Source organism: Sphingomonas sp. ASY06-1R, from assembly GCF_052180265.1.
Classification (GTDB): domain Bacteria; phylum Pseudomonadota; class Alphaproteobacteria; order Sphingomonadales; family Sphingomonadaceae; genus Sphingomonas_I.
The window spans coordinates 1,235,582-1,257,395 of record NZ_CP197464.1 but is presented as its reverse complement, the minus strand read 5'-3'; the positions used below and the strand labels follow the sequence as shown (position 1 = coordinate 1,257,395).

General features: G+C 62.7%; 19 protein-coding genes. 10 read left to right on the top strand and 9 right to left on the bottom strand.

What is annotated here, in order from left to right; translation table 11 throughout:
- Window positions 1-13: 13 nt before the first annotated feature.
- The gene (locus ACSBM8_RS06170) at window positions 14-1,483 is read left to right on the top strand and encodes a tryptophan halogenase family protein (RefSeq protein WP_442680777.1); all 1,470 of its coding nucleotides are present in this window, start codon (window positions 14-16) and stop codon (window positions 1,481-1,483) included.
- Between the two features lie 50 nt (window positions 1,484-1,533).
- Here ACSBM8_RS06170 and ACSBM8_RS06165 read toward each other — a convergent pair whose 3' ends face one another.
- The 5 genes from ACSBM8_RS06165 to ACSBM8_RS06145 form a co-directional block, all read right to left on the bottom strand.
- Window positions 1,534-1,740 (bottom strand): ComEA family DNA-binding protein, encoded by a 207-nt coding sequence (locus ACSBM8_RS06165; protein ID WP_442680776.1) that lies wholly within the window; start codon window positions 1,738-1,740, stop codon window positions 1,534-1,536.
- Complete coding sequence (locus ACSBM8_RS06160; protein WP_442680775.1) at window positions 1,737-2,888, bottom strand: extracellular catalytic domain type 1 short-chain-length polyhydroxyalkanoate depolymerase; 1,152 nt, start codon at window positions 2,886-2,888, stop codon at window positions 1,737-1,739. Before ACSBM8_RS06160 ends, ACSBM8_RS06165 begins: the two co-directional genes overlap by 4 nt.
- Before the next feature lie 114 nt (window positions 2,889-3,002).
- Window positions 3,003-3,920, bottom strand: a complete 918-nt coding sequence (locus ACSBM8_RS06155; RefSeq protein ID WP_442680774.1) for an NAD(P)/FAD-dependent oxidoreductase — start codon at window positions 3,918-3,920, stop codon at window positions 3,003-3,005.
- 76 nt (window positions 3,921-3,996) lie between these two features.
- A complete protein-coding gene (locus ACSBM8_RS06150; protein WP_442681498.1) occupies window positions 3,997-4,239 on the bottom strand; it encodes a UvrB/UvrC motif-containing protein in 243 nt (80 codons plus the stop codon).
- A gap of 148 nt (window positions 4,240-4,387) precedes the next feature.
- Complete coding sequence (locus tag ACSBM8_RS06145) at window positions 4,388-5,320, bottom strand: SDR family oxidoreductase (protein ID WP_442680773.1); 933 nt, start codon at window positions 5,318-5,320, stop codon at window positions 4,388-4,390.
- Window positions 5,321-5,384: 64 nt separating this feature from the next.
- Between ACSBM8_RS06145 and ACSBM8_RS06140 the strand changes: the two genes are divergently transcribed.
- Together ACSBM8_RS06140 and ACSBM8_RS06135 are read left to right on the top strand one after the other, a co-directional pair.
- The gene (locus tag ACSBM8_RS06140; RefSeq protein WP_442680772.1) at window positions 5,385-5,729 is read left to right on the top strand and encodes a glutaredoxin domain-containing protein; all 345 of its coding nucleotides are present in this window, start codon (window positions 5,385-5,387) and stop codon (window positions 5,727-5,729) included.
- 253 nt (window positions 5,730-5,982) lie between these two features.
- Window positions 5,983-6,366: a hypothetical protein gene (locus ACSBM8_RS06135; RefSeq protein ID WP_442680771.1), complete on the top strand. Its 384-nt coding sequence runs from the start codon at window positions 5,983-5,985 to the stop codon at window positions 6,364-6,366.
- A 284-nt stretch (window positions 6,367-6,650) separates the two neighbouring features.
- Here the strand turns inward: ACSBM8_RS06135 and ACSBM8_RS06130 are convergent, their stop codons facing one another.
- On the bottom strand, window positions 6,651-8,147 hold the full coding sequence (locus ACSBM8_RS06130; RefSeq protein WP_442680770.1) for a helicase HerA domain-containing protein: 1,497 nt from the start codon (window positions 8,145-8,147) through the stop codon (window positions 6,651-6,653).
- Between the two features lie 265 nt (window positions 8,148-8,412).
- On the opposite strand from ACSBM8_RS06130, the gene ACSBM8_RS06125 reads away from it, so the two are divergent.
- The 5 genes from ACSBM8_RS06125 to ACSBM8_RS06105 all read left to right on the top strand — a co-directional run bounded on the left by ACSBM8_RS06125 (window position 8,413) and on the right by ACSBM8_RS06105 (window position 12,107).
- Complete coding sequence (locus ACSBM8_RS06125) at window positions 8,413-8,862, top strand: hypothetical protein (RefSeq protein WP_442680769.1); 450 nt, start codon at window positions 8,413-8,415, stop codon at window positions 8,860-8,862.
- A 72-nt stretch (window positions 8,863-8,934) separates the two neighbouring features.
- Complete coding sequence (locus ACSBM8_RS06120; RefSeq protein WP_442680768.1) at window positions 8,935-9,615, top strand: MarC family protein; 681 nt, start codon at window positions 8,935-8,937, stop codon at window positions 9,613-9,615.
- Between the two features lie 247 nt (window positions 9,616-9,862).
- The gene (locus tag ACSBM8_RS06115) at window positions 9,863-10,642 is read left to right on the top strand and encodes a methionine ABC transporter ATP-binding protein (protein ID WP_442680767.1); all 780 of its coding nucleotides are present in this window, start codon (window positions 9,863-9,865) and stop codon (window positions 10,640-10,642) included.
- A complete protein-coding gene (locus ACSBM8_RS06110) occupies window positions 10,639-11,304 on the top strand; it encodes a methionine ABC transporter permease (protein ID WP_442680766.1) in 666 nt (221 codons plus the stop codon). Before ACSBM8_RS06115 ends, ACSBM8_RS06110 begins: the two co-directional genes overlap by 4 nt.
- Before the next feature lie 8 nt (window positions 11,305-11,312).
- Window positions 11,313-12,107 (top strand): MetQ/NlpA family ABC transporter substrate-binding protein, encoded by a 795-nt coding sequence (locus ACSBM8_RS06105; RefSeq protein WP_442680765.1) that lies wholly within the window; start codon window positions 11,313-11,315, stop codon window positions 12,105-12,107.
- Here ACSBM8_RS06105 and ACSBM8_RS06100 read toward each other — a convergent pair.
- The 3 genes from ACSBM8_RS06100 to ACSBM8_RS06090 all read right to left on the bottom strand — a co-directional run bounded on the left by ACSBM8_RS06100 (window position 12,104) and on the right by ACSBM8_RS06090 (window position 16,229).
- Entirely contained in the window at window positions 12,104-13,870 is a 1,767-nt protein-coding gene (locus ACSBM8_RS06100) for a DUF885 domain-containing protein (protein WP_442680764.1), read from the bottom strand. The two genes, ACSBM8_RS06105 and ACSBM8_RS06100, sit on opposite strands and share 4 nt — an antisense overlap.
- Before the next feature lie 116 nt (window positions 13,871-13,986).
- Complete coding sequence (locus tag ACSBM8_RS06095; protein ID WP_442680763.1) at window positions 13,987-14,172, bottom strand: YbdD/YjiX family protein; 186 nt, start codon at window positions 14,170-14,172, stop codon at window positions 13,987-13,989.
- A gap of 5 nt (window positions 14,173-14,177) precedes the next feature.
- On the bottom strand, window positions 14,178-16,229 hold the full coding sequence (locus ACSBM8_RS06090; RefSeq protein WP_442680762.1) for a carbon starvation CstA family protein: 2,052 nt from the start codon (window positions 16,227-16,229) through the stop codon (window positions 14,178-14,180).
- 281 nt (window positions 16,230-16,510) lie between these two features.
- Between ACSBM8_RS06090 and ACSBM8_RS06085 the strand changes: the two genes are divergently transcribed.
- Both ACSBM8_RS06085 and ACSBM8_RS06080 read left to right on the top strand, forming a co-directional pair.
- The gene (locus ACSBM8_RS06085) at window positions 16,511-18,469 is read left to right on the top strand and encodes a prolyl oligopeptidase family serine peptidase (RefSeq protein WP_442680761.1); all 1,959 of its coding nucleotides are present in this window, start codon (window positions 16,511-16,513) and stop codon (window positions 18,467-18,469) included.
- 289 nt (window positions 18,470-18,758) lie between these two features.
- A complete protein-coding gene (locus tag ACSBM8_RS06080) occupies window positions 18,759-21,758 on the top strand; it encodes a TonB-dependent receptor (RefSeq protein ID WP_442680760.1) in 3,000 nt (999 codons plus the stop codon).
- Window positions 21,759-21,814: the final 56 nt, after the last annotated feature.

Sequence of the window (21,814 nt, the reverse complement as noted above, 5' to 3'; positions counted from 1 at the left end):
GATGGAAGCGCAGATGGTGAAGCGCGTGGTAATTGCTGGCGGCGGCACCGCCGGCTGGATAGCCGCAGCAGCGCTCGTCAAGCAATTGGGGCCGCTGATCGACATCACCCTGGTCGAATCCGATGAAATCGGAACGGTCGGCGTTGGGGAATCCACCATTCCCACGACACGCACCTTCCACAATCTGCTCGGTATCTACGAACAGGCGTTTCTGCGCGCGACCACATCGACCTTCAAATTGGGGATCGAGTTCGAGAACTGGAATCGGATCGGCGACAAATATTTCCACGCCTTTGGCACGGTCGGCAAATCCGTATGGATGGCGGACTTCCAGCATTTCTGGCTGGAGGGGCGCCGCCAGGGCTTCGGTGGCGACTATGGCGATTACAGCCTGGAGCAGCAGGCTGGAAACGCGGGCAAGTTCGCGACCGCCGAGGGATCGAAGATCAGCTATGCCTATCATCTCGACGCGAGCGCCTATGCCAAATTCCTGCGCGGGTTAGCGGAGCCGGCCGGGGTCAAGCGCATCGAAGGCAAGATTAGCCGCGTGCTGCAGAATGCGGAGACCGGGTTCGTCGAAGCGCTGGAGCTGGAATCCGGCTCGCGGATCGAGGGCGACCTGTTCATCGATTGCACCGGTTTTCGCGCACTGCTGATCGAGCAGACGTTAAAGACGGGCTTCGTCGACTGGAGCGAATGGCTGTCCACCAACGCCGCCGTCGTCGTTCAGACGGAATCCACCGGACCGGCCATGCCCTATACGCGCGCGATCGCGCATGAAGCCGGCTGGCGCTGGCGCATTCCGCTGCAGCACCGTGTCGGCAACGGCCTGGTCTATTGCAACGAATTCATGTCGGACGACGAAGCGCGCGCGAAGCTCCTCGCCGACGTTGACGGCAAACCGCTGTTCGACCCGAGGCTGCTGCGTTTCAAGGCCGGTACCCGCCAACAGGCGTGGAACAAGAACGTCATCGCGATGGGCCTGTCCAGCGGCTTCATCGAGCCGTTGGAATCGACGAGCATCCACCTCATCAAGATTGCCGTCAGCCGCCTGATCCAGGCATTTCCCTTTGGCGGGATAAGCGATGCGACCGTCACTCGGTTCAACGCGGAATCACGCAAGGAGATGGAGCACATCCGCGACTTCATCATCCTCCACTATAAATTGACGGAGCGCGACGACAGCCCCTTCTGGCGTCGCTGCCGCGACATGCACATTCCCGACAGCCTGGCACAGCGTATCGCTTTGTTTCGCGACAATGCCGCCGCCTATCAGGGGCCCGATGAGATGTTCCGGATCGACAGCTGGATCATGGTGATGCTGGGTCAGGGCATCGAGCCGGCCTCCTATCATCAGGCCGCCAGGATGATGGACCCCGCCCAGCTTCGTCAGGCGCTATCGGATCTGAAGTCCGGTATCGCAGCTGAGCTTTCCCGGCTGCCTCCGCACCAGCAATTTGTGGAGCATTATTCGGCCGGCTGACATACCGACCGAGACCCCATGCCCGCAAATCGGCGTGGCGTGCCCGACCTTTACAGCGTCAGGCAGGCCCGCGTCGCGTCGTCGACTTTGCCGGACAAGCCGGGAACCTCGTCCAACTGCCGCAACGCGGTGAACCCGCCCCGCTCCTCCCGGTAGCGGACGATTTCGTAGCCATGACCCGCCAAGCTGCCCACGGCGTCCAAGGCATCCTGGCTAGCCGTGTTGATGTTGACCAGCTGGGTGTGGTCTTCACTCATCGCATCAATCCCGCTGCCTTGAGAGCGTCTTCGATCACCTTGCCCACACCCGCCGCGGCCGGGGTGGCAGCCGTCGGGCGATCAGGCACGCGACGCAGGCGCGGATTTGGTGCCGCTGCTGCCGGTGCCGTAACCGGGTTGCTGGCCTTGGCTGCAGGTTTCGGCTTTACCCGGACTTCGGGGGGCGCGTCATGCAGCCCCCAGAAATTTGCGATCTGCAAGGTGGAGGAAATATGGACCTCCAGCATATAGGCGCCGGCCTTCCCAAAGCCATGCTCGCCCATCGTCGCAAGCGGCGTGCCATGCCCCATCCCTGTGATACTATATTCCTCGATCACATCGCGCCCGGCTTTGTCGGCCCAGATGCGACGGGGATAGCCCTCGATCACCTCCTCGCGGCTCGGCGCGGGCGCCACGCCATGCAGCGTGCGCCATTGCGCGATGATGGCGGCGGCGTTGCCGGGGTCTACCGTAGCATCGTCGCTGCCATGCCATACCGAAATCGTCGGCCATGGCCCCTTATGCTTGGACGCCCCCCGCACCAGCGCCGCCAACTCGGCTTCCGCAGGCCCACCGTAACCGCGCATGCGATCGAACGCCTGGGGCATGTTGGTGGCGCTGCCATAAGGCAAACCGGCAATGATCGCACCGCCCGCGAAAAGCTCCGGATAGGTTGCCAGCATGACCGATGCCATCGCGCCGCCCGCGGAGAGACCGGTGATGAAGATCCGTCGGGGGTCGATCTTGTGCGTGTCCACCATCGCCTGGATCATCTGCCGGATGGATAACGCCTCCCCCTCGTCCCGCCGGAAATCGCCCGGTGTGAACCAGTTGAAACAGAGATTGGGATTGTTGGCGCGGCGCTGTTCGGGAAACAGCAGGGCAAATCCGTCTTGATCGGCCAGCTGCGACCAGCCCGAACCCGCATCATAGCCCTCCGCGGTCTGCGTGCAGCCGTGCAGCACCACAACCAAGGGGGCGCCTTGGGGAAGATCGGCCGGAATGTAGGTCTTCGCGCCCAAGGCGCCGGGATTTGTGCCGAACTGCGGCAAATCCTGCAGATGCGCGCTGCCCCCTGAGGCGGCGGAAGCCTGCCGCGCCTCTGCCATGGCTGTCAGTCGGGCAATCGTGTCGGACAAAGTTCTCACAAAAAATACTCCTGACCGGAGCGAAGCAGCACGGCCAACATCCCTTATGTAGGGCGTCCATGCTGCGATGCACAATTAAATGTGTCGATCACTCCTTGACGTCTGCCGCGCTGGCTAGCGCAACAAGGGCGCGCGCGCGGCAAGCTCGTTACGAATTGTCGTCGCGGCGACCCCGCCCTCCCCCATGGCATGGCTGATCTGGTCGAGCCCCTTCACGACATCGCCGGCCGCGTAGAGGCCTGGGATGCTGGTACGCTGATGATCGTCCACGACCAGACATCCTTCTTCCGAGGCCTCGGCGCCTAGGGAGCGGGCAAGCTCCGAACGGATCACCGATCCCAAGGCCGGATAGATACTGGCGAAGCTGCGGGTACCGTCAGCCGTCTCGACCTGGATATGATTGGCCGCCAACTGAAATCCACTGGGAGGCCCGTCAATCACGGTAATCCCGGCGCTGCCCAACCGCGCACGTTGTGCCGAGTCCAGATCATGATGGGCAGTCGGCGCGATCAAGGCGAGGTCGGCCGTGTAACTGCGGAGGAACATCGCCTCGCCTACGCCGCGCTCCCCGGTACCGATCACGCCGACCGGCAAATCAGTCACCTCATATCCGTCGCAGATCGGGCAATAGCGGATCAGGCCGCGGGCCACGCCCTCATCATGCATGTCGTCCGGCAGATCTGGCCGGATGTTGACCACACCGGTGGCCAGCAGGACGGCGCGGGTCGTCACGTCGCCGCACGATGCGGAGACGCGAAACATGCCATCTTCCGCGGCAATGGCCGTCACCTCCCCATCGCGGATGTTCGCGCCATAGATGCGGGCCTGCTGGTTCATTCGGCGCAGCAAATTGGGTCCGCTAATCCCCTCCGGGAAACCCGCATGATTGCGGGTTTTCGGGATCGAAGCCGCGCGGCTATGCCCGCCATCGACGACGCGCACCCGCAGGTGGAAGCGTGCCAAATAGATGGCGGCCGTCAGCCCTGCAGGGCCACCGCCGATGATCAGGCAGTCAAGTGCGGGACTCCCCATTCAAGCCGCGGGAATCGGGGAGAAGCGTTTGTGCATTGTCCGGCTGAAGCCGCAATCGCGGCACGGCGCAAGCCGATTACGAACGGCCTTTGGCCTTGCCGCGCGTCATCGGATCGGGCTTGGGCGGCGGCCGCCAGCCAGGTGGCGGGGTCATGCGCTGCTGGCTGGTGCCCAATCCCATCCGCCCAGGTTGCTGGCGGGTCAGCCCGGACACGTCGACGTCCTCCTCCGCCTCTGCTGGCGCGCCGCGCGCCAGGCTGAGCTGATCGCGCAGACGGCGCGCTTCCTCAAAGTCGAGCCGCGCGGCAGCCGCTTCCATCCGCAATCGGAGCTGTTCGATCGTGTCAGTCACGTCGCCTCAACGCGGGAAAGCCACTTTGCGGTCCGCGGTTGGTGGCGACCACTTTCGTGGAAGGTCCTTTCCAGCAGCAGTTTCCGCCTGGAACCATGGGGGAGCCGCAGCCCGGTCAAGGCTGGCCCTTGCCGCCACCGGCCCCGAAGATGTTGCCGGTCGTATAACTGCCTTCGCTTTCCGCCAACCGCACATAGAGACCCGCCAGCTCGACCGGTTGGCCCGGCCGTTTGAGCGGCGTATCGCCGCCAAACTGCTCCAGCTTCTCCATGCTGGCACCGCCGCTCACCTGAAGCGGGGTCCAGATCGGGCCTGGTGCCACGCCGTTGACGAGGATGCCGCGATCGGCAAGCTGCTTGGCGAGCGACTTCACATAGTTCATCGTCGCCGCCTTGGTCTGCGCATAATCGTACAGATCCGGCGTCGGATCGTAAGCCTGCTCGGAGGTGGTGGCGATGATTGCCGATCCGGCGGGCAGGTGTGGCAATGCCGCCTTGATGATCCAGAACGGCGCGTAGATGTTGGTCTTGATCGTCGCGTCGAAGTCGTCGCTGCTAATGTCCAGGATCGACGCATGAGCCTGCTGCCGCGCCGCGTTCATGACCAGAATGTCCAGGCCGCCCAGCGCGTCGATCGCGTCGGCCACCAGCCGGGTGCAATAGCTTTCGTCCCGCAGATCGCCCGGCAAGGCGACTGCTTTGCGGCCGGCCTGCTGGATCAGGTGCACGACCTCCTGGGCATCGGGCTCCTCGTCGGGATAGTAACTGATGGCAACGTCTGCGCCTTCGCGCGCATAAGCGATTGCGGCGGCGCGCCCCAGGCCACTGTCACCCCCGGTGATCAGCGCCTTACGGCCTTCAAGCCGACCGGAACCGCGATAGCTTTCCTCGCCATGATCGGGGCGCGGGCTCATCTTGCCGGCAAGACCTGGCCAGGCTTGTGTCTGACGCTCAAACGGTGGCTTGGGGAATTTCTCGATCGGATCAACGAGCACGGGTTTTTCTCGCGCCGTGCTCGACGAACCGCTCTTCTGGTCTTCGTACGCCATCATCCACTCCTGAAACAGGATGCGGTCAACGAGTGAAGGCGTCGGGTGTTCAAAAGATTCCGCGTTGGAATTGTGGAAAACGCCGGACAGGGAACAAGCGGACGACGGCAGCGCTGTGCCTGCACAAAGCTCTGAAAAGGAAGGCGCAATGGCCAAAGAAGCGATCCTGTATCGGATGATCCTGCCCGAACATACCTGCCCTTTTGGCGTCCGTGCAAAGGCGCTCTTGGAGCAGCACGATATGCAAGTGGACGACCGGATCCTGAGCACACGAGAAGAGGTCGATGCTTTCGAAGCAGAGCATAAGGTCGAAACCACACCCCAGATCTTTATCGATGGCCAGAGGATCGGCGGCTGTGACGATCTTGAGGACTATCTTGCACAGGCTGAGGCAACACCCTCGAACTGAAGCTAAGCCGATTGAAGTTGATCTGCCCGTAAGTCGGAAGGCGTTTTTGGAGGCCCCACCGCGCTATCGGGCGCTCGGCTTTAGCGTAAAGCGCGTTAGAACCCGATTGCTCCGCTCATCACAATAAAAGCTCGACTCATCTTACAAGTGAATAATTTGCTCCAGTTTTATTACTTATGTTAGGATGTTTTGCCTGGATGCTTGGACCGATTCATCCCGCTTGTTCGTATTAGTCTCATCGAAGGAGAGTTTTATGATCAAGCACATGACATTGATTGCATCGATGGCAATTGCCACGACGGCGATGGCGCAGACGACAGGATCGGCCGGGTCAGCCGGTTCCACCGCCGGAGCGGGTACCAGCGCGACGTCTGCGGGCCAGCCGGGCGCGGCCGGCGCGACAGGCATGGGAACAACGCCTGGTCAGGCCGGAAGCTGGAATCAGCCCACGCCGGGCAGTCCGCCGGCCGCATCGACGCCATCGGGTTCCCCTATGGATAGTTCCGGCATGGCGACGCCCAGCGGAACCATGAGCGGCACCGACATGACTACGCCGGGAACGAGCGGCAGCGGCCAGGCGACCGCCACCGACGCCAATGGCAGCAGCACCAAGAAGAAGGCGCGCCGGCAGCGCTGATCCGCGCGCGTCTTGGCAAAAACACAAAGGGCCGCCCCTGACGGAGCGGCCCTTCCATTGTCAGCCGAAAGCGGCGGCAATGTTATACGAGGCGAGCCCCCGCATTGGAGGCAATGCCTGAAAACTGCGCCGCGGTTGGCGTAAGACAATGAGACATTCGACCACCTCCTTTCCGTTGTTGACGATGATCGCGAGATGGTATCATTTTCAATATGTTCAAGAGCTTAGCTGATCGTGTCAGCGCAATTGGTTGAACGTTCCGCGTCCCCTTGGCGCGACAGCCGTCAGTCCTCCGCCGATTGCATAAGACGGTCGGTGATCGTGCCGCCGCCCGCTTCGGGCGCGGTGCTCCAGCCGAGACGCGGGATCGTCGCGGTTCGACGACCACGAAAATCACTGTGGATGGCGAGCAGACCGCGACTTTCCATATAGCCCAGCATTCGGCGGACGCGCCCGGGTGAGCATGTCCCATAGACTTTGGCGACTTCGCTTTCCGGCGGACATGGTGCGCCGGCGTGGGCCGCACGCGCGATCAGCATGAATACGCCGAGCATATCTTCCGGCGCGTCGGCAGCCGATTGCAACGCATGCTCCATGTCCGGATTGGCCAGATCGTCGGAGAACAGACCCGCCCGTGCCAGGGCGAGTGCGCGCGCAAAGCCCGGCAGTTCCAAGGGCGGCCGGATGGCGCCGCGCATCCGGCAGCGTAGGGTGAAATCTTGGTAGAGGGCACCGGCGGGACGCCCATCGGTATCGGCATCCTCGATCATGTCGGCCAGCACCAGATCGGCAAGCTTGGCGTTATCCAGCGAAGCCAGCATGTCGGCTTGCTCCGGCGGCTCGGGCTCCAGGCTCGCATCATCCAGCCGGGACAGCAATTGCTCGACCGCCTCGGGTTCGTTCACGGGCGGCGGCGGGAGCGGGCTGTGCGGTACCGATCGGACCAGCAAGGCTTCTCGCTGTTCCTCGGTGAATGTCGGCAAGGGCGCGGCAAAGGATGGCACGCCACGCACCTCACTCTGCACATCGCCGATCCGGATCAGTTCGGGCCGACGCGACAAAGCGGGCCCCAGCGCCAGGAATTGACCGCGCTCCAGATCGCGGATCTGCTCCGCCTGGCGCCGTTCCATGCCCAGCAGATCTGCCGCACGGATCATGTCGATGTCCAGGAAGGTGCGCCCCATCAGGAAATTGGATGCTTCGGCCGCGACATTCTTGGCCAGTTTGGCCAGACGCTGCGTGGCGATGACGCCCGCCAGCCCCCTCTTGCGGCCTCGGCACATCAAATTGGTCATGGCGGCAAGGCTGATCCGGCGCGCATCGTCGCTGACCTCACCGGCGGCGGCGGGTGCGAACAATTGCGCTTCATCGACGACCACCAGCGCCGGATACCAGAGCGCCCGGGGCGCTTCGAACAGATGATTGAGGAACGCGCCGGCGCAACAAAGCTGCGCATTCACTTCCAGGCCCTCCAGGTTGAGTACGACCGAGGCGCGCTGTTCGCGCACGCGCGCAGCAAGGGCGGCGATTTCGACTTCGCCATAGCTTGCTCCGTCGATCGTGACGTGACCGAACTGGTCGGAGAGCGATACGAAATCGCCTTCCGGATCGATAACGATTTGCTGCACGAGGCCGGCGCTTTGTTCGAGCAGGCGGCGCAGGAGGTGCGACTTCCCGGACCCGGAATTACCCTGGACAAGCAAACGGCTGGCCAGCAGCTCCTCAAGATTGATGGTTCCGGAGCCGCCTTTACCCGCCGCTCCCAGCACGATGTTGGTCATGCTCCGGCCTGTGCCCTACCGAATCTAGATCGGGCAAGCGCGGACCCGGATCAGCCGACGCAACAAGCCTCGCCTTGCCAAATGCGTTCCTCCTATGTTCTAACCGTCCCGACAATGTGTAGTAGCGTGCGAGTCGTCAACGATGCCGATGATGATGCTTGTTGCCTTCACCCGGATGCGCCGGTCCCGCGCTTGTCTACCGACGGAAGCGGAGCCGTGTGCGCATGGAAAAGGCGTTTTTAAAGTTGTGATGGGGGCCTGACATATGGCGCATTCACGGCTTGCACAGCAGCTCTGGCTGGATGTGCCGGATCTCGTCCAGCAGCGCCCTAGCGGCCTGACGAGGACGCGGCTGCCACGCTACGCCGCCAATGAAGAGCTGGGCAGCGATCAGTTGGAACTCCGTATGGCGCCACGGGCAAAGCCTGCGGCCGCACCCTCCGTGCCACCGCCCCGCCCGATCGTGGCACCCCCGGCCGATCCGCGCGCGATGCACAGCCGGCCGGCCTTCACCGTCTGGCTGCGGGCCCAAACGAAACGCGGAGGTGTGATCGGCGATCTCGCAAAAGCGGCACAAGGTGATCGGCTCTTCCCCAAAACGGGCAGTGCAGACGACGTACGCGCCCGGTTCAGCGCGGTCGGGGCCGATGGCGACGCCTTTGAAGCCCTGGATTATGCCGAGCGGGAGTTTGATCGCCAATCACGGGGAACATGAACCGCTAAAAACAGCCCGTCATGCACGACCCTTTACTTGCCCTATTCAACCAGGCGCGCCAAAAGTTTGGCGATGAGCCCACTTCCCGTTGAAAGCGTTATCGGCGCGTTCCTCCTTGCGTTCCCCGCGCTGTTTTCGATCGTCAACCCGATCGGATCCGCCTTGATCTTTCATCAGGTCACGAGCGGACGCAGCCGGGAGGAGCGGCGGCGCATGGCGACGCGGATCGCCTTTTATGCGCTGATCGTCCTGCTCGCCTCGCTCTGGTTTGGTGGCTATGTATTAAACTTCTTCGGGGTGGGATTGAACGCGCTGCGGATTGCAGGCGGACTCGTCGTGGCTTTCACCGCATGGGGCTTGTTGATGCAGCCGGAGGCGCACGAAGCCCGTAAGACCAGTGCGGCGGAGCCCGCACAGGAAGTCGATGAAGACGTTTCCTTCTTTCCGTTGACTATGCCGCTCACCACCGGCCCCGGCACGATTTCGGTCGCCATCGCGCTTGCCTCGCAACGTCCGGCGAGTGACGGACATCTCATCAGCTTTTTCAGCGGCGTGAGCCTGGCTGCGATCGGCATCGCCATGATCGTCTGGGTTTTCTACCATTGGTCGGATGCCGTAACCGATCTGTTGGGACCGGTTCAGGCACGCGTCGTGTCCCGCCTGATCGCCTTTCTGCTTCTTTGTGTTGGCGTCCAGATCATTGTTACGGGCGTCGTCGGCGTGGCGCACGGCGCCGAGTTGCCGCTGCGCTGATCACGCCGAGGCGACGGTTGCGCGCGATATCGCCCTTCAAGCAACAGCATCTTCACGCGAGGCAAGCAGCCTTGGGTCGCGTCAACCGTTTTGGCGTGGCACTGGCCTGACGAAGATATTGCACTTTGCTGGAGCAGATTCTGCCTTACGTACATCCACCTTTGCCTGATTCATCGATGCCCGGCGGCGATGGCGGCGCATTTGCAGATCTGCCCGTGATGTCGCGCCGCCACCCGCACGCATCGTCATGACGCAGGAAGAACAGACGCTTGGGCGCGACGACGCGAACACAGTCGTGCGCTTGACTGCCGTCTCCAAGCGCTACAGCGATAGCGCCGCGGCAGCGCTCGACGCGGTATCGCTGGAGGTGCACCGGGGCGAAGTCTTCGGGATCATCGGTCGGTCCGGTGCCGGCAAGTCCACGCTCATCCGGCTCTTGAACGCGCTGGAACAGCCGAGCGAAGGCCAGGTGGAGATTGACGGCATCGATCTGGCTGGCCTGTCCCCCGCCGAGCTGCGCACGCTGCGCAAACGGATCGGCATGATCTTCCAGAATTTCGGGCTGCTATCGTCACGCACGGTGGCCGGCAATGTGGCCTTCCCGTTGGAACTCACCGCTGCGACGCGGGCGGAACGCACCGCCAAGGTTGCGGCCCTGCTGAACCGCGTCGGCCTTTCCGACTTTGCCGACCGTTATCCGGCGCAATTATCGGGCGGTCAGAAGCAGCGGGTCGGCATCGCGCGCGCTTTGGCAACGGATCCTGACATCCTGCTTTGCGATGAGGCGACGAGCGCGCTGGATCCCGAAACGACCCGCAGCGTCCTTGGCCTGCTTCGAGAATTGAACCGTGAGCTGGGACTGACCATCGTGCTTATCACCCATGAGATGGATGTGGTCAAAACGGTCTGCGACCGGGTGGCCGTGCTCGATCACGGACAGCTTGTCGAAACCGGCACGGTTGCCGACATCTTCCAGAGCGGGAGCCATCCAGCGACCCGCCGCATGCTGGCAGCGCTTTCACTATGAACGGCTGGTTCGCCAACGTCGATTGGGGCGATATCGGTCAGGCCTGTGTCGATACATTGTTGATGCTCGGCGGATCGTTATTCCTCACGATCCTTGTCGGCCTGCCCTTGGGGGTGCTGCTATATCTTACCGCAGACAGGCAAATCGCACAGAACAAGCTTGCCAATGGCGTGCTCGCCACGGTGATTAACGTTCTGCGATCCATCCCTTTCGTCATCCTGCTGATCGTGATGATCCCGCTGACGGTCGCGCTGGTGGGCACATCTCTTGGCGTCGCGGGTGCCATCCCGCCGCTGGTGGTCGGCGCAGCGCCTTTCTACGCACGCTTGGTCGAAGGCGCTCTGCGGGAGGTGGATCGGACCACGATCGAGGCTGTGCAGGCCATGGGGGCCACGACCTGGCGGATCATCACGCGCGCGCTCATTCCCGAAGCCCTGCCGGGCCTGATTGGCGGAGCCACGATCACGGCGGTCGCGCTCGTTTCCTTCACCGCCATGGCCGGCGTTGTCGGCGCGGGCGGCCTGGGCGATCTGGCCATCCGCTTTGGCTATCAACGCTTCCAGACCGACGTCATGGTCGTAACCGTCTTGCTGCTGGTCCTGCTCGTCCAGGCTATCCAGCTGGCGGGAGATCGGCTGGCGCGGCACTTCACCCGTCGCTAGGAGGAGATATGAACCGTCGCGCGCTCCTCCTCACCCTCCCCCTCCTGGCCCTTGCAGCCTGTGGCGGCGGCTCCGGCGAGGATGGCCACACGCTCACCGTAGCTGCCACGGCGGTGCCCCATGCCGAAATTCTGGAATCGGTAAAGCCGGAACTCGCCAAAGAGGGCGTCGATCTCAAGATCCGCGTCTTCAACGATTATGTGCAACCCAATTTGCAGGTCGATCAAAAGCAAATCGACGTGAATTATTTCGAGACCAAGCCCTATCTCGATGAGTTCAACAAGGCGCGCGGCACACATCTGGTCGCCTTGGCGGGCGTCCATGTCGAACCGTTGGGCGCCTATTCCCGCAAGTGGAAGCGGATCGAGGACGTGCCTCAGGGCGCCACCGTCGCGATCCCGAACGAGCCGAGCAATGGCGGCCGGGCCTTATTGTTGCTGCAGAAGGCCGGCTTGATCCGCTTGAAAGATCCCCGCAATCCGCTTGCGACGATACGCGACATCACCTCCAATCCGCGCAACCTGAAATTCAAGGAGCTGGAGGGCGCGACCTTGCCGCGCACGCTGGGGGAGGTCGATCTGGCGCTGATCAACACCAATTACGCCCTGGACGCCAAGCTGAACCCGACGCGCGATGCGCTGGCGATCGAAGACGGCGATTCCCCTTATGTGAATTTCGTGGTGGGCCGGCCCGGCGCGGACAGCGATCCGCGTGTCATCAAGCTGATCGCCGCCCTACGCAGCCCGGCGACCCGCCAGTTCATCCGGACGCATTACAAAGGCGCGGTACTCCCCGCTTTCTAAGCGCCCCGGGCCGGGGCGGCACGCGCCGCAGGAATGAAGATCTCGCGCACGGCCTTGGCGAGAAGGTCAGGCGGGACCAGCCCCTGATCGATCACGAAATTGTTGAAGGCCAGCCGATCGAAGCGGCTGCCTAGCGCTAGCTCGGCCTCCATCCGCAGTTGCAGGAGCCGCGTATAACCATAAAAATAGCTGCCTGCCTGTCCCGGCGCGCGAGACGTATAGCGTTCCAGCTCTTGCCTCGCCATGGCCGGTGACTGGCATACCTGATCGATCAGGATGCGACGTGCGTCCTCGACCGAAATCATGCCCAGGTTCAGCATCGGATCCAGCATCGCGCGCGCCGCACGCAACAAGCGGGCCTGCAGCGCCATCAACTGGCCATCCAGCGGGTGATAGGGAAGGGCTTCGGCTTCGGCGTACAGCGCCCATCCTTCGACGTTCACGCTGTTGAACGCATAAATGGCGCGCGCCTGCGAGACGCCGCGTTGCGCCATCGCGGAGAATTGCAGCTCGTGGCCGGGCCGCCCTTCATGCGCGGCTACCGTCCACGCGACGGCCAGCGAATTGAAGTCGTCATAGGCCGCTTCGGGGTCTTTGCTCGCTACCCCGCTGGTCAGCACGAACACGCCATGCTCGCCCTTATTGTCGATCATACGGGGCGCCTGCATATGCGGCGCCGGCGTAGCCGCCGCTTCGGCATCGCTTGCCAGCCGCATCTGCATCGGGCGATCGGGCACATCGACAATGCGCTCACGACGAATGACCGCCTCGTTCCGGGCGATGACCTCGGCATAGGTCGACTCCAACTTATCGCGGGGGATCGGCATTTTTTTGATCTGGCGGATCACATCCTGATAGCGCGTCAGCGTCCAGCCCTTCTCCCGTGCGACCTGGGGCGCGAGCGCAACCATGGCCGCACGCGTTTCGGCAAATTCCACCCGTGCCTCCTGCATGAGCAGCGACGGCGCTATGTCGATGCCCATCGACTTCAATCGAAAAGCGTAAACGTCGGCAGGAAGATGAAAATCCTGCCGTGCCGTCGGCAGCACGACGGTCCGCTCCCACGCGGTATAATCCGCTACCTGGGCGTCCAGCTTGGCCAAAGCCGGTTCGGCTCCGGCGATATGATAGGTTTCGAATAATGTCCGGATGCCCCGGGTGTAGGTAGCCGCATTCGTGATCGCGTCGCTCACCGCAATCTGATCGGGGCCCTGGACACCAGGCGTTCGTGTCTCGGCAAAGCGGGCCTTCGCCTGCGCGACCAGGGGCGTGGTGCCAGGCCAGTCCCCGACATAACGGCGCAGCAATTCCAGCGCCTTCCCCCGACGCTCGGCAGAAACCTGCGGGTCCAAAAGGCCGCTAATGCCCTTGAACATGAGGTTGGGCGCATCGCTCCATGCCACGAAGTAGCGACGCTGCAGACGCTGGTTTTCCAGATCGCGTTCCCCCGCCTGGATAAGGATCTGAAGATCCTCCTGAACACGGGGATTGTGCTCGGCGGCCAGGCGCTGCCGCAGCTTTGCCAGCGCGGGCTGCAACGCGGCAGCACGCCTCGCCTCCAGTTTCGGGCCCAGATCGACCGCTTGCCCGTCATAGGTGGCGGCCCCGGATTGCGACGCCGTCTCGGGATTGAAGCGGGCCTGCGCCGTCAGCAGCAACTGCGTATCGCGATCGCTGGTGGCGATCCAACTGCGATCGACCTCCGCCGCCGTCGCGCAACCATGGTAGAGAACCGCGCCGAGCAGCAACAAGCCTATCCGCATTTCATACTCCCAGTTGGTCGTCGTCCGGGGCCATGCTCTTCTCGCGCGATGGCAAATTCGTCAGGTCCATAGCCACGGCACGTGGGAAAGGTCGTTAAAAGACGATAAGGCGTGCGTTAACAGCAGCGGCCGCGCCCACCCGATCCATAGCGCGCCTGCTGACGCGCGGCGAAGAAGGCGCTAGCGCTCAGGACCGGTCGATCCGGGTGACATTTGGCCATGTGCTCGCAATATAAACGATAATTGGACAGGCCGATGATCGTGCCCAGCGCCTCCGCCATCGCCGCGAGCTTCTGCCGCATCCTCGTCACAGCGGGGCAACCGCAACACGATCGGCCTCGTCCACCGTGCCAGACCGAAGCGCCCGCAGACTGGAGCGTACCGCAAACCCCAGGATCGAGAGGAGAATGGCAAGGAAGAGCAAGCACAATATCCCATCGATCCAATCGTTCATGACGATGCGGCTCATCTCCGCGGCGGTTTTAGCGGGCGCTAGAACCTCACCGCGGATCAGGGATTCGCTGAACCTCTGGGCATGCGCCAGGAAGCCGATATGCGGGTCTGGCGAGGCCAGCTTCATCGTGCCCGCGATCACGGTACAGGCGACCAGCCATGTCGCCGGCACGATCGTGACCCAGGAGTAGCGGGCACGGCCCATCCGGAACAACATCACCGTCGCCAACATCAGCGCGACCGCGGCCAGCATCTGATTGGAGACGCCGAAGAGCGGCCATAATGTGTTCACGCCGCCGAGCGGATCGGTGACGCCTTGATAGAGGAAAAAGCCCCAGGCGCCGACGCAGAGCAAAGTGCCGACGAGCGCGGGGCCAAAGGCGGACGTATTCGCAAAGCGCGGCACGACGAGGCCGATCAGATCCTGGAGCATGAACCGCCCGGCCCGCGTGCCGGCATCGACCGCCGTCAGGATGAAGAGCGCTTCGAACAGGATCGCAAAGTGATACCAGAAGGCCATCGCGGCCTTTCCACCAAAGACGCTGCTGAAGACATGGGCCATGCCCACCGCCAGCGTTGGCGCACCGCCCGCACGCGATACGATACTTGCCTCGCCCACGTCGCGCGCCGTGGCATCGATCGTGTTGGCGGCGATCGGGAAACCCATTTCGGTGACGGCCGCAGCTGCGGTCGCCGAGGTGGTGCCGACCACGGCGGGGGGACTGTTCATCGCAAAATAGATGCCGGGATCGATAATCGATGCCGCCACCAGCGCCATGATCGCAACGAAGCTTTCCATCAGCATGGCACCATAGCCGACCAGCTTGGCATCGCCTTCGCTGGCGATGAGCTTGGGCGTCGTCCCGCTCGCGATGAGCGCGTGGAAGCCGGAGACGGCTCCGCACGCAATCGTGATGAAGAGGAAGGGAAAGAGCGGCCCCGACCAGACCGGCCCACTTCCGTCCACAAAGCGCGTGATCGGCGGCATCTGCAGCACCGGCGCGACGATGGCGATGCCGATCGCCAAGGCGGCAATGGCGCCGATTTTCAGGAAGGTCGAAAGGTAGTCGCGCGGCGCCAGAAGCATCCACACCGGCAACATCGACGCTACGGCGCCATAGCCGACCAGGATCCAGCACAATTGCACCGGCGTGAAGGTGAACCAGGCGGCGAACAGGGCCGACTGCGCGACATATTGGCCCCCGACAATGGCGAGGATCAGCCCGACAAAGCCGATCGCCGATGCCTCCCCGACGCGCCCGGGCCGTAGCCAGCGCATGTAGATACCCATCAACATCGCGAGCGGTATCGTTGCCGCTACCGTGAAGGTGCCCCAGGGGCTGTGCGCAAGTGCGCGGACGACGATCAGCGCCAGCACCGCCAGAATGATGATCATGATCAGGAAGGTGCCGAACAACGCGATCCGGCCGGGGATTTCGCCCATCTCCATCCGCACGATCTCACCCAGCGAGCGCCCGTCGCGCCGCATCGAGGCGAACAGGATCATCAGATCCTGCACGGCGCCCGCCAGCACCACACCGGCCAGGATCCAAAGCATGCCGGGAAGATAGCCCATCTGCACTGCCAGTACCGGGCCGACCAGCGGCCCCGCCCCCGCAATCGCCGCGAAGTGATGACCGAACAGGACCTTCCGATCGGTCGCCACAAAATCCAGGCCATCGGCCAGGCGGACCGCCGGGGTGGGACGGTCAGGATCCACGCGGAGCACGCGATCCGCGATGAACCGCGCATAGAAACGATAGGCGATCAGGTACACGCAGAGCGCCGACGCCACGACCCAGAGCGCATTGATCGGCTCGCCGCGCGCGGTGGCGACGACGGCCAGCGCAATGGTGCCGATCGCCGCGACGGCAAGCCAAACCAGCTGACGCAACCAAAGCTTCAACGAAAACCTCCTGGCAAGTCGCGGGCGGTCATGCCCCTAATCGCGCTGCCCGCCCAGTGCGATCCTGTCCACGTCTTCATTGGCCCGATGCAGATGCAACTGATGGGGCTTTACGATCGGCACAGCGCTGGCTGGCCCTGTATCCGCTGAAGCCGCGTGCGGCCGTTAAAAGACATGAATACCGCCCTTACCACCACCCGGGCGACGCGTTAAAATTGGTGTCTCTCCTTAACATCTCTTAACCGCTGGGGATCGGCCGCGTCCGCTTATGAATCCGGCCGATGCGGCGCGACCTACGTTCCAGCGAAGCCTACCAGGAGGCGCTCGCTTTCTACGAGCAGCTGTTCGGAAATGGCATTTGGGGGGCGAGCGAGCTTTCGATCGCAAGCGACCTGCGATTCCTGCTATTCTCCGGCCTGCAGTGCAAACGCGGGGTGGAGGCCGGGCCCGTCTCCGATATTTACCGCTACGACTTCACCGAAAGCTCACGCACATTGCTGCGCGCGGGGGCCAGGCTGCCGCGATTGTCGCCCTCGGGCAAAGTCGCGGCATTCGTCCTCGACGACCGTCTGAACAGTCGCGTGGAGATTTGCCATGCCAGCACCGGCGAAACGTTGCACGCGCTGGAAAATCCGGGCCTGATCGAACAGCTTGCATGGTCTCCCGACGGCGAGCGGCTTCTGTTGCTCATTCCCGGAAGATGTGCCGATGTCGCGGGCATCCATGGCGGCCTGGAACTTCGCGAGGAGGGGCTTGGCCCTTGCTGGCTCCCCGATATGCTGCTGCCGGACACGGAAGATCGTCGCCGCAACTGCTGGGTCTGGACGCCGGATTTGACCACCTTCGAGCGGCTGGACCTGCGCGGATTGAATGTCTGGGAAGCCAATTGGCTGGACGACCGATCGATCGTCGCGGTGGCAAGCGAGCGGCCCGGCGAGAGCAACTGGTACGGCTCCAGTCTGGTGCTGATCGATGCGGCGGATGGTGGCGTTTCGCCTCTTTACTCCCCAGTGGATCAAATAGGTGGGCCGGTGGGATCCCCCGATGGCACAACGATCGCCTTCATCGAGGCGCTCTGCAGCGACCGGGGGCTCGTATGCGGCACATTGAAGACGCTGGATGTCGCCACACGATCTGTCCGCGCGCTTCCCGTGGCGAGAACCGATATCTCGAGCATAGCCTGGCAATCGGACGGTAGCCTTGTCTACGCCGGGGTACAGGGCCTGAAAACCGCGATCGGTACGGTCGACATCGCCACAGGACTGGCAACGGAAATCTGGGCTTCGGCTACGCTCACCTGCGGAGAATGGTTGCCGGCGGCCCTACCCTTCGGCGACACGGCGCTCGCGATTTTCGAGGGATATGCGACACCACCCTTCATCGGGCAGATCGCCGATGGGCGCCTGCGCGCGGTTCATAAACTTGACGGCGGGGAGGCACCGGCAGGCACGGGCCGGATGGGCTGTTACGACTGGACGTCGCAGGATGGTCTGACGATCGAAGGATTTCTGCTGCTACCTGATGGCGCGCCCGAGAAGCTTCCCTTGCTCGTTGATCTCCACGGTGGCCCGATCTGGTGCCACCGTAATCGTTGGATGGCGCGACTGCGCGCCGCGCCGTTGCTGGCACAGCATGGCTGCGCCATTCTGTTCCCGAACCCGCGCGGGTCAGTCGGTCGCGGCGATACATTCGCGCGGCTGGTGATTGGCGATCTGGGGGGCAAGGACGTGTCCGATTGCATGGCGGGAATCGACGCGCTGGTCGTCGACGGCATCGTGGACGCAGAACGCGTTGGCATATCGGGCTCAAGCTATGGCGGCTTCATGACCGCATCCCTGATCACGCAAAGCCGGCGGTTTGCAGCCGCCGTCACCATCTCTCCGGTCGCAAATTGGTATAGCCAGCATTTCAGCTCGCAGATCCCGGTCTTCGACACCCATTTTCTCGGGGGCGATCCGTGCCAACCCACCGGTCCCCACTTTCAGCGCAGCCCAGTCTTCGCTGCCGGCGAAGTTACCACGCCGACCTTGATCCTGGCGGGCGCGCTCGACAAGAATACGCCCACGGGACAGGCGATCGAATTATATGGATCGCTCGTCGAAGCGGGCGCGACCTGCGCCGCAGCGGTTTACCCACAAAGCGGTCACAGCGTACGTAGCTATCCCGAATATGTTGATAGCGTTGCACGCATCATCGTCTGGCTCGAACAACATCTATTGCCAGACGCGATCCGGCACTGATCGCGGCCTTCGCAAATGAAGATCATCGGCTCCGATCAGAAAGTGATCGCAGCGGGTAACCTCCCCATTGACGAAGGCCAAGCGATCAAGTTCACAATGCGATGTGCGATAGCAATGCCGATACTTCTTCCGATTGGATTTAGCAGACGCAATGCATGCAGGCGCTGCGCGAGCACGCAATAACGAGTGCGCCATCGTATGATGGCCGAGGTTTAACGAATGCCGCGGGGGCCGGCCATTGAAGAACGTCGCTTGCCCGATCTTTATTTTCGCGGCCGCGAGCGCTGGCTTGCACCCAGTCGCGGCCCGCAACGTACCGCAGGACAGCCCGATCGCCTTGACCGCCGGTCCGCTGGCGAGGGCGCTGCGCGACCTGTCGGCTCAAACGGGTACGGAATTGCTCTTCGCACCGGATCTGATCGGGGATCGACGCAGCCCGCCACTCTCGGGAAGACAGGTTGAGGAGACGTTGACCCGCCTGTTGCAAGGCACCGGCCTTTCCTATCGACGCACAGCTGAAGGCACGGTCCTGATCTACGCGCTTTCAGACCAGCGCGAGCCCGCCATTCCCGAGATCCTGATTGTCGGGCGAAGAACGCAGAACTCCGATATCCGCCGAACCGAGAACGATATTCAGCCTTATCGCGTGGTGAGCGCGCACGACATCGCCACATCGCAAAGCGACAATATCGATCAATATCTCCGCGCCCGCCTCCCGAGCGACGCACAAATGGAAGGGCCATCGCAAAACCCCCTCGCCTCTTCAGCGAGTTCGCGATCGCTGATCAACCTTCACGGTCTTGGCTCTGATCAGACATTGGTGCTGGTCGATGGTGCGCGCATGCCGGGGGTGCCGCCACAGTTTTCCAGTCTTGCGACATTGCAGCCCGATCTGAACGGCATTCCTGTGCTGGCCATCGAGCGGATAGAGCTGCTTACGGGCACAGCCGGGGGTATTTACGGCCCCGGAGCGACAGGCGGCGTCGTCAACGTTGTGCTCAAGCGAAACTATCGCGGTGCCGATATCGACCTGTCGTCCGGGTTGAGTGACCGTGGCGATGCGGGCCGTCGCCGGATCAATGCACGTTTTGGCTTCACGCCCGATCATGGCCGTACGGACGTCATGATCACGGTGGCTCGTTCGACGATGGACGGCCTGCGGTTCGGTGATCGCGATTATTCCACCAAGGCGCGACAACAGCTTATCGCAAATGACCCCGAAGCATTCGTGAGCAGCTTCCCAACTGGCAACGCCGTCATCGTAGGTAGCGTGTTCGGGGAGCCCCTCCGCTTCAAACAAGATCGCGGCGGGGCAAGCCTGGGATCCGCCTTTACCTATCTTCCGCTGCGCAATGGCGGCGACGCCATAACATCCCTCGCCGCCAATGCCGGGCGTTCGGAGAGTAACTTGGCACCGGACGGCGGCGGCCTGGGACGTAGCCTGACGAACCACGTTGCGGTCACATCCGTGCTGCTGAACATCCGACGAAAGTTGGGCCGCGGGATAGAGGCATTTTTCGATGTCATCGAGCTCCGCAACAACGGCCGCGCGCGCTTCGGTGGAACGGACCTTTCCGGTTCAGCCGTGATGATCCCCTCCGACCCGAACAACCCCTTCGCTCAGACCATATTCGTGTCCTTTCCGATGCCGGGGCTCGATGGGATCGTGCGCAACGAATTACGGACGACGCGCCTGTCCGCCGGCCTGATCGCGCGTTTGCCGTTCGCATGGAGTGCAGAGGCCAAGTTCAGTCGCGGCGCTGTACGAAATCGAATATCCGCAGCCGGGTTCAGGCTAGATCCTAATTTCTCGCTTCTTGCTATCGGCGGCGGGCGGACGACAATGATCGGCCCCTCCGCTAATCCGTTCGGACCATGGGACGAGTTCGTATCGGCACTGCAGGCGTACAAAATCCCGGATGACGATCTGACCGTCACGCGCAATCACTTCCAGGATACTAGTCTTCGATTGGCGGGACCCGTGCTGACGTCCCCCGCCGGCCCGATAACGCTATCCCTTTTGGCCGAACACCGCCGAGAAAAGCTGTTGCCGCGCTTTCATGTCTCAACGCTGGAGGGGCCCACCCCCAGCCTTGCCTACGGTGCAGCCAAGCAAGCCGTTTCATCGCTCTATGGCGAGCTTCGCGCTCCGATCATCGCGCAGTCTGATAAATGGGGACCGCTGCGCGGGCTCGAGGTGCAGCTCGCGGTACGATATGACCGCAACAAGAGCAGCCTGGCGCCCTCGAGGGCACAGGAAAGACTGGCCGCCTCTCAATCCGCCACCGCCTATACAGCGGGATTTCGGATCTTCCCCCTTTCTGGCCTGATGCTACGCGCCAGCGTGGCGACCGGGGTGCTCCCACCGACCCTCGACCAGCTTCCCCAGTCCCGGATGACAATCCCGATACCGTGGTTTGCCGGTGACCCACTGCGCGGGGGCCGCATCGTGGGGAGCGAGGCGCCGTTCGTGCGCGTCAGCGGTGGATCACCCGATCTGCGGCCGGAGAAAGCGCGCACGGTAACGATCGGAATGGTGATCAATCCCGACGGTGAGGGTTGGCCGCGGCTGGCGGTGGACTTCCGCCGTATCCGGAAGCGCGATGAGATTACGAACGTGTTCAACGGGAACATCGCCTATTTTCTGTCGCACGAGGCCGATTTCCCGGATCGGATACAACGCGCGCCGCTCAGCGCCTCCGATCGCGCGGCAGGCTTTACGGGCGGTGTCATCACTCTGATCGATACGAGCGCGCTAAACATCAGCCGTGCCACGGTCGAGGCAGTCGATGTTCACGCCACCCACGACATCGCCGTGCGCGGCAGCAAGATCCGGCTCTATGCCACCGCCACATGGTCGCCGAAGCTCACGCGCCAGATTGCACCGGACCGCCCCGTTATCCGATATACCGGCGTTGAAGACGGCACCTTGCGATGGCGCGGCAATGCCGGATTCGATTGGACCTATGATCGTTTCACGTTCGGCTTCAACGGCCAATTCTATGACGGCTACCAAGCCATCCTTGCGGACGAACGTTCGACCATATCGGCTGATCCCAAGCGCCGCGGAGTGAATATTCCTCAGCAATTCTATGTGGACATGTTTGCCAGCTATCATATTCCATGGCGCAGCAATCCAGCGTCAAGGACGGAGCTGGAACTCCGGATCGGCGTCCAGAACCTGCTCGATCATGCGCCGCCGCTCTCCACCCGTTCTGAGCCGGGCTACAGCTATTATGGCGACCCCCGCCGCCGTCGCTATGAGCTTGGCGCAACCATCCATTTTTAACAATCAGGTGTAAGCGGAAGTTAATCTTGTCCGCACAATGTGCAAAACTGGTCTAA

Coding starts and splice junctions, on each gene's coding strand:
- ACSBM8_RS06170 (WP_442680777.1), top strand. CDS start 14: ATGGTGAAGCGCGTGGTAATTGCTGGCGGCGGCACCGCCGGCTGGATA.
- ACSBM8_RS06165 (WP_442680776.1), bottom strand. CDS start 1,740: ATGAGTGAAGACCACACCCAGCTGGTCAACATCAACACGGCTAGCCAG.
- ACSBM8_RS06155 (WP_442680774.1), bottom strand. CDS start 3,920: ATGGGGAGTCCCGCACTTGACTGCCTGATCATCGGCGGTGGCCCTGCA.
- ACSBM8_RS06150 (WP_442681498.1), bottom strand. CDS start 4,239: ATGGAAGCGGCTGCCGCGCGGCTCGACTTTGAGGAAGCGCGCCGTCTG.
- ACSBM8_RS06145 (WP_442680773.1), bottom strand. CDS start 5,320: ATGGCGTACGAAGACCAGAAGAGCGGTTCGTCGAGCACGGCGCGAGAA.
- ACSBM8_RS06135 (WP_442680771.1), top strand. CDS start 5,983: ATGATCAAGCACATGACATTGATTGCATCGATGGCAATTGCCACGACG.
- ACSBM8_RS06130 (WP_442680770.1), bottom strand. CDS start 8,147: ATGACCAACATCGTGCTGGGAGCGGCGGGTAAAGGCGGCTCCGGAACC.
- ACSBM8_RS06125 (WP_442680769.1), top strand. CDS start 8,413: ATGGCGCATTCACGGCTTGCACAGCAGCTCTGGCTGGATGTGCCGGAT.
- ACSBM8_RS06120 (WP_442680768.1), top strand. CDS start 8,935: ATGAGCCCACTTCCCGTTGAAAGCGTTATCGGCGCGTTCCTCCTTGCG.
- ACSBM8_RS06115 (WP_442680767.1), top strand. CDS start 9,863: ATGACGCAGGAAGAACAGACGCTTGGGCGCGACGACGCGAACACAGTC.
- ACSBM8_RS06110 (WP_442680766.1), top strand. CDS start 10,639: ATGAACGGCTGGTTCGCCAACGTCGATTGGGGCGATATCGGTCAGGCC.
- ACSBM8_RS06105 (WP_442680765.1), top strand. CDS start 11,313: ATGAACCGTCGCGCGCTCCTCCTCACCCTCCCCCTCCTGGCCCTTGCA.
- ACSBM8_RS06100 (WP_442680764.1), bottom strand. CDS start 13,870: ATGCGGATAGGCTTGTTGCTGCTCGGCGCGGTTCTCTACCATGGTTGC.
- ACSBM8_RS06095 (WP_442680763.1), bottom strand. CDS start 14,172: ATGCGGCAGAAGCTCGCGGCGATGGCGGAGGCGCTGGGCACGATCATC.
- ACSBM8_RS06085 (WP_442680761.1), top strand. CDS start 16,511: ATGCGGCGCGACCTACGTTCCAGCGAAGCCTACCAGGAGGCGCTCGCT.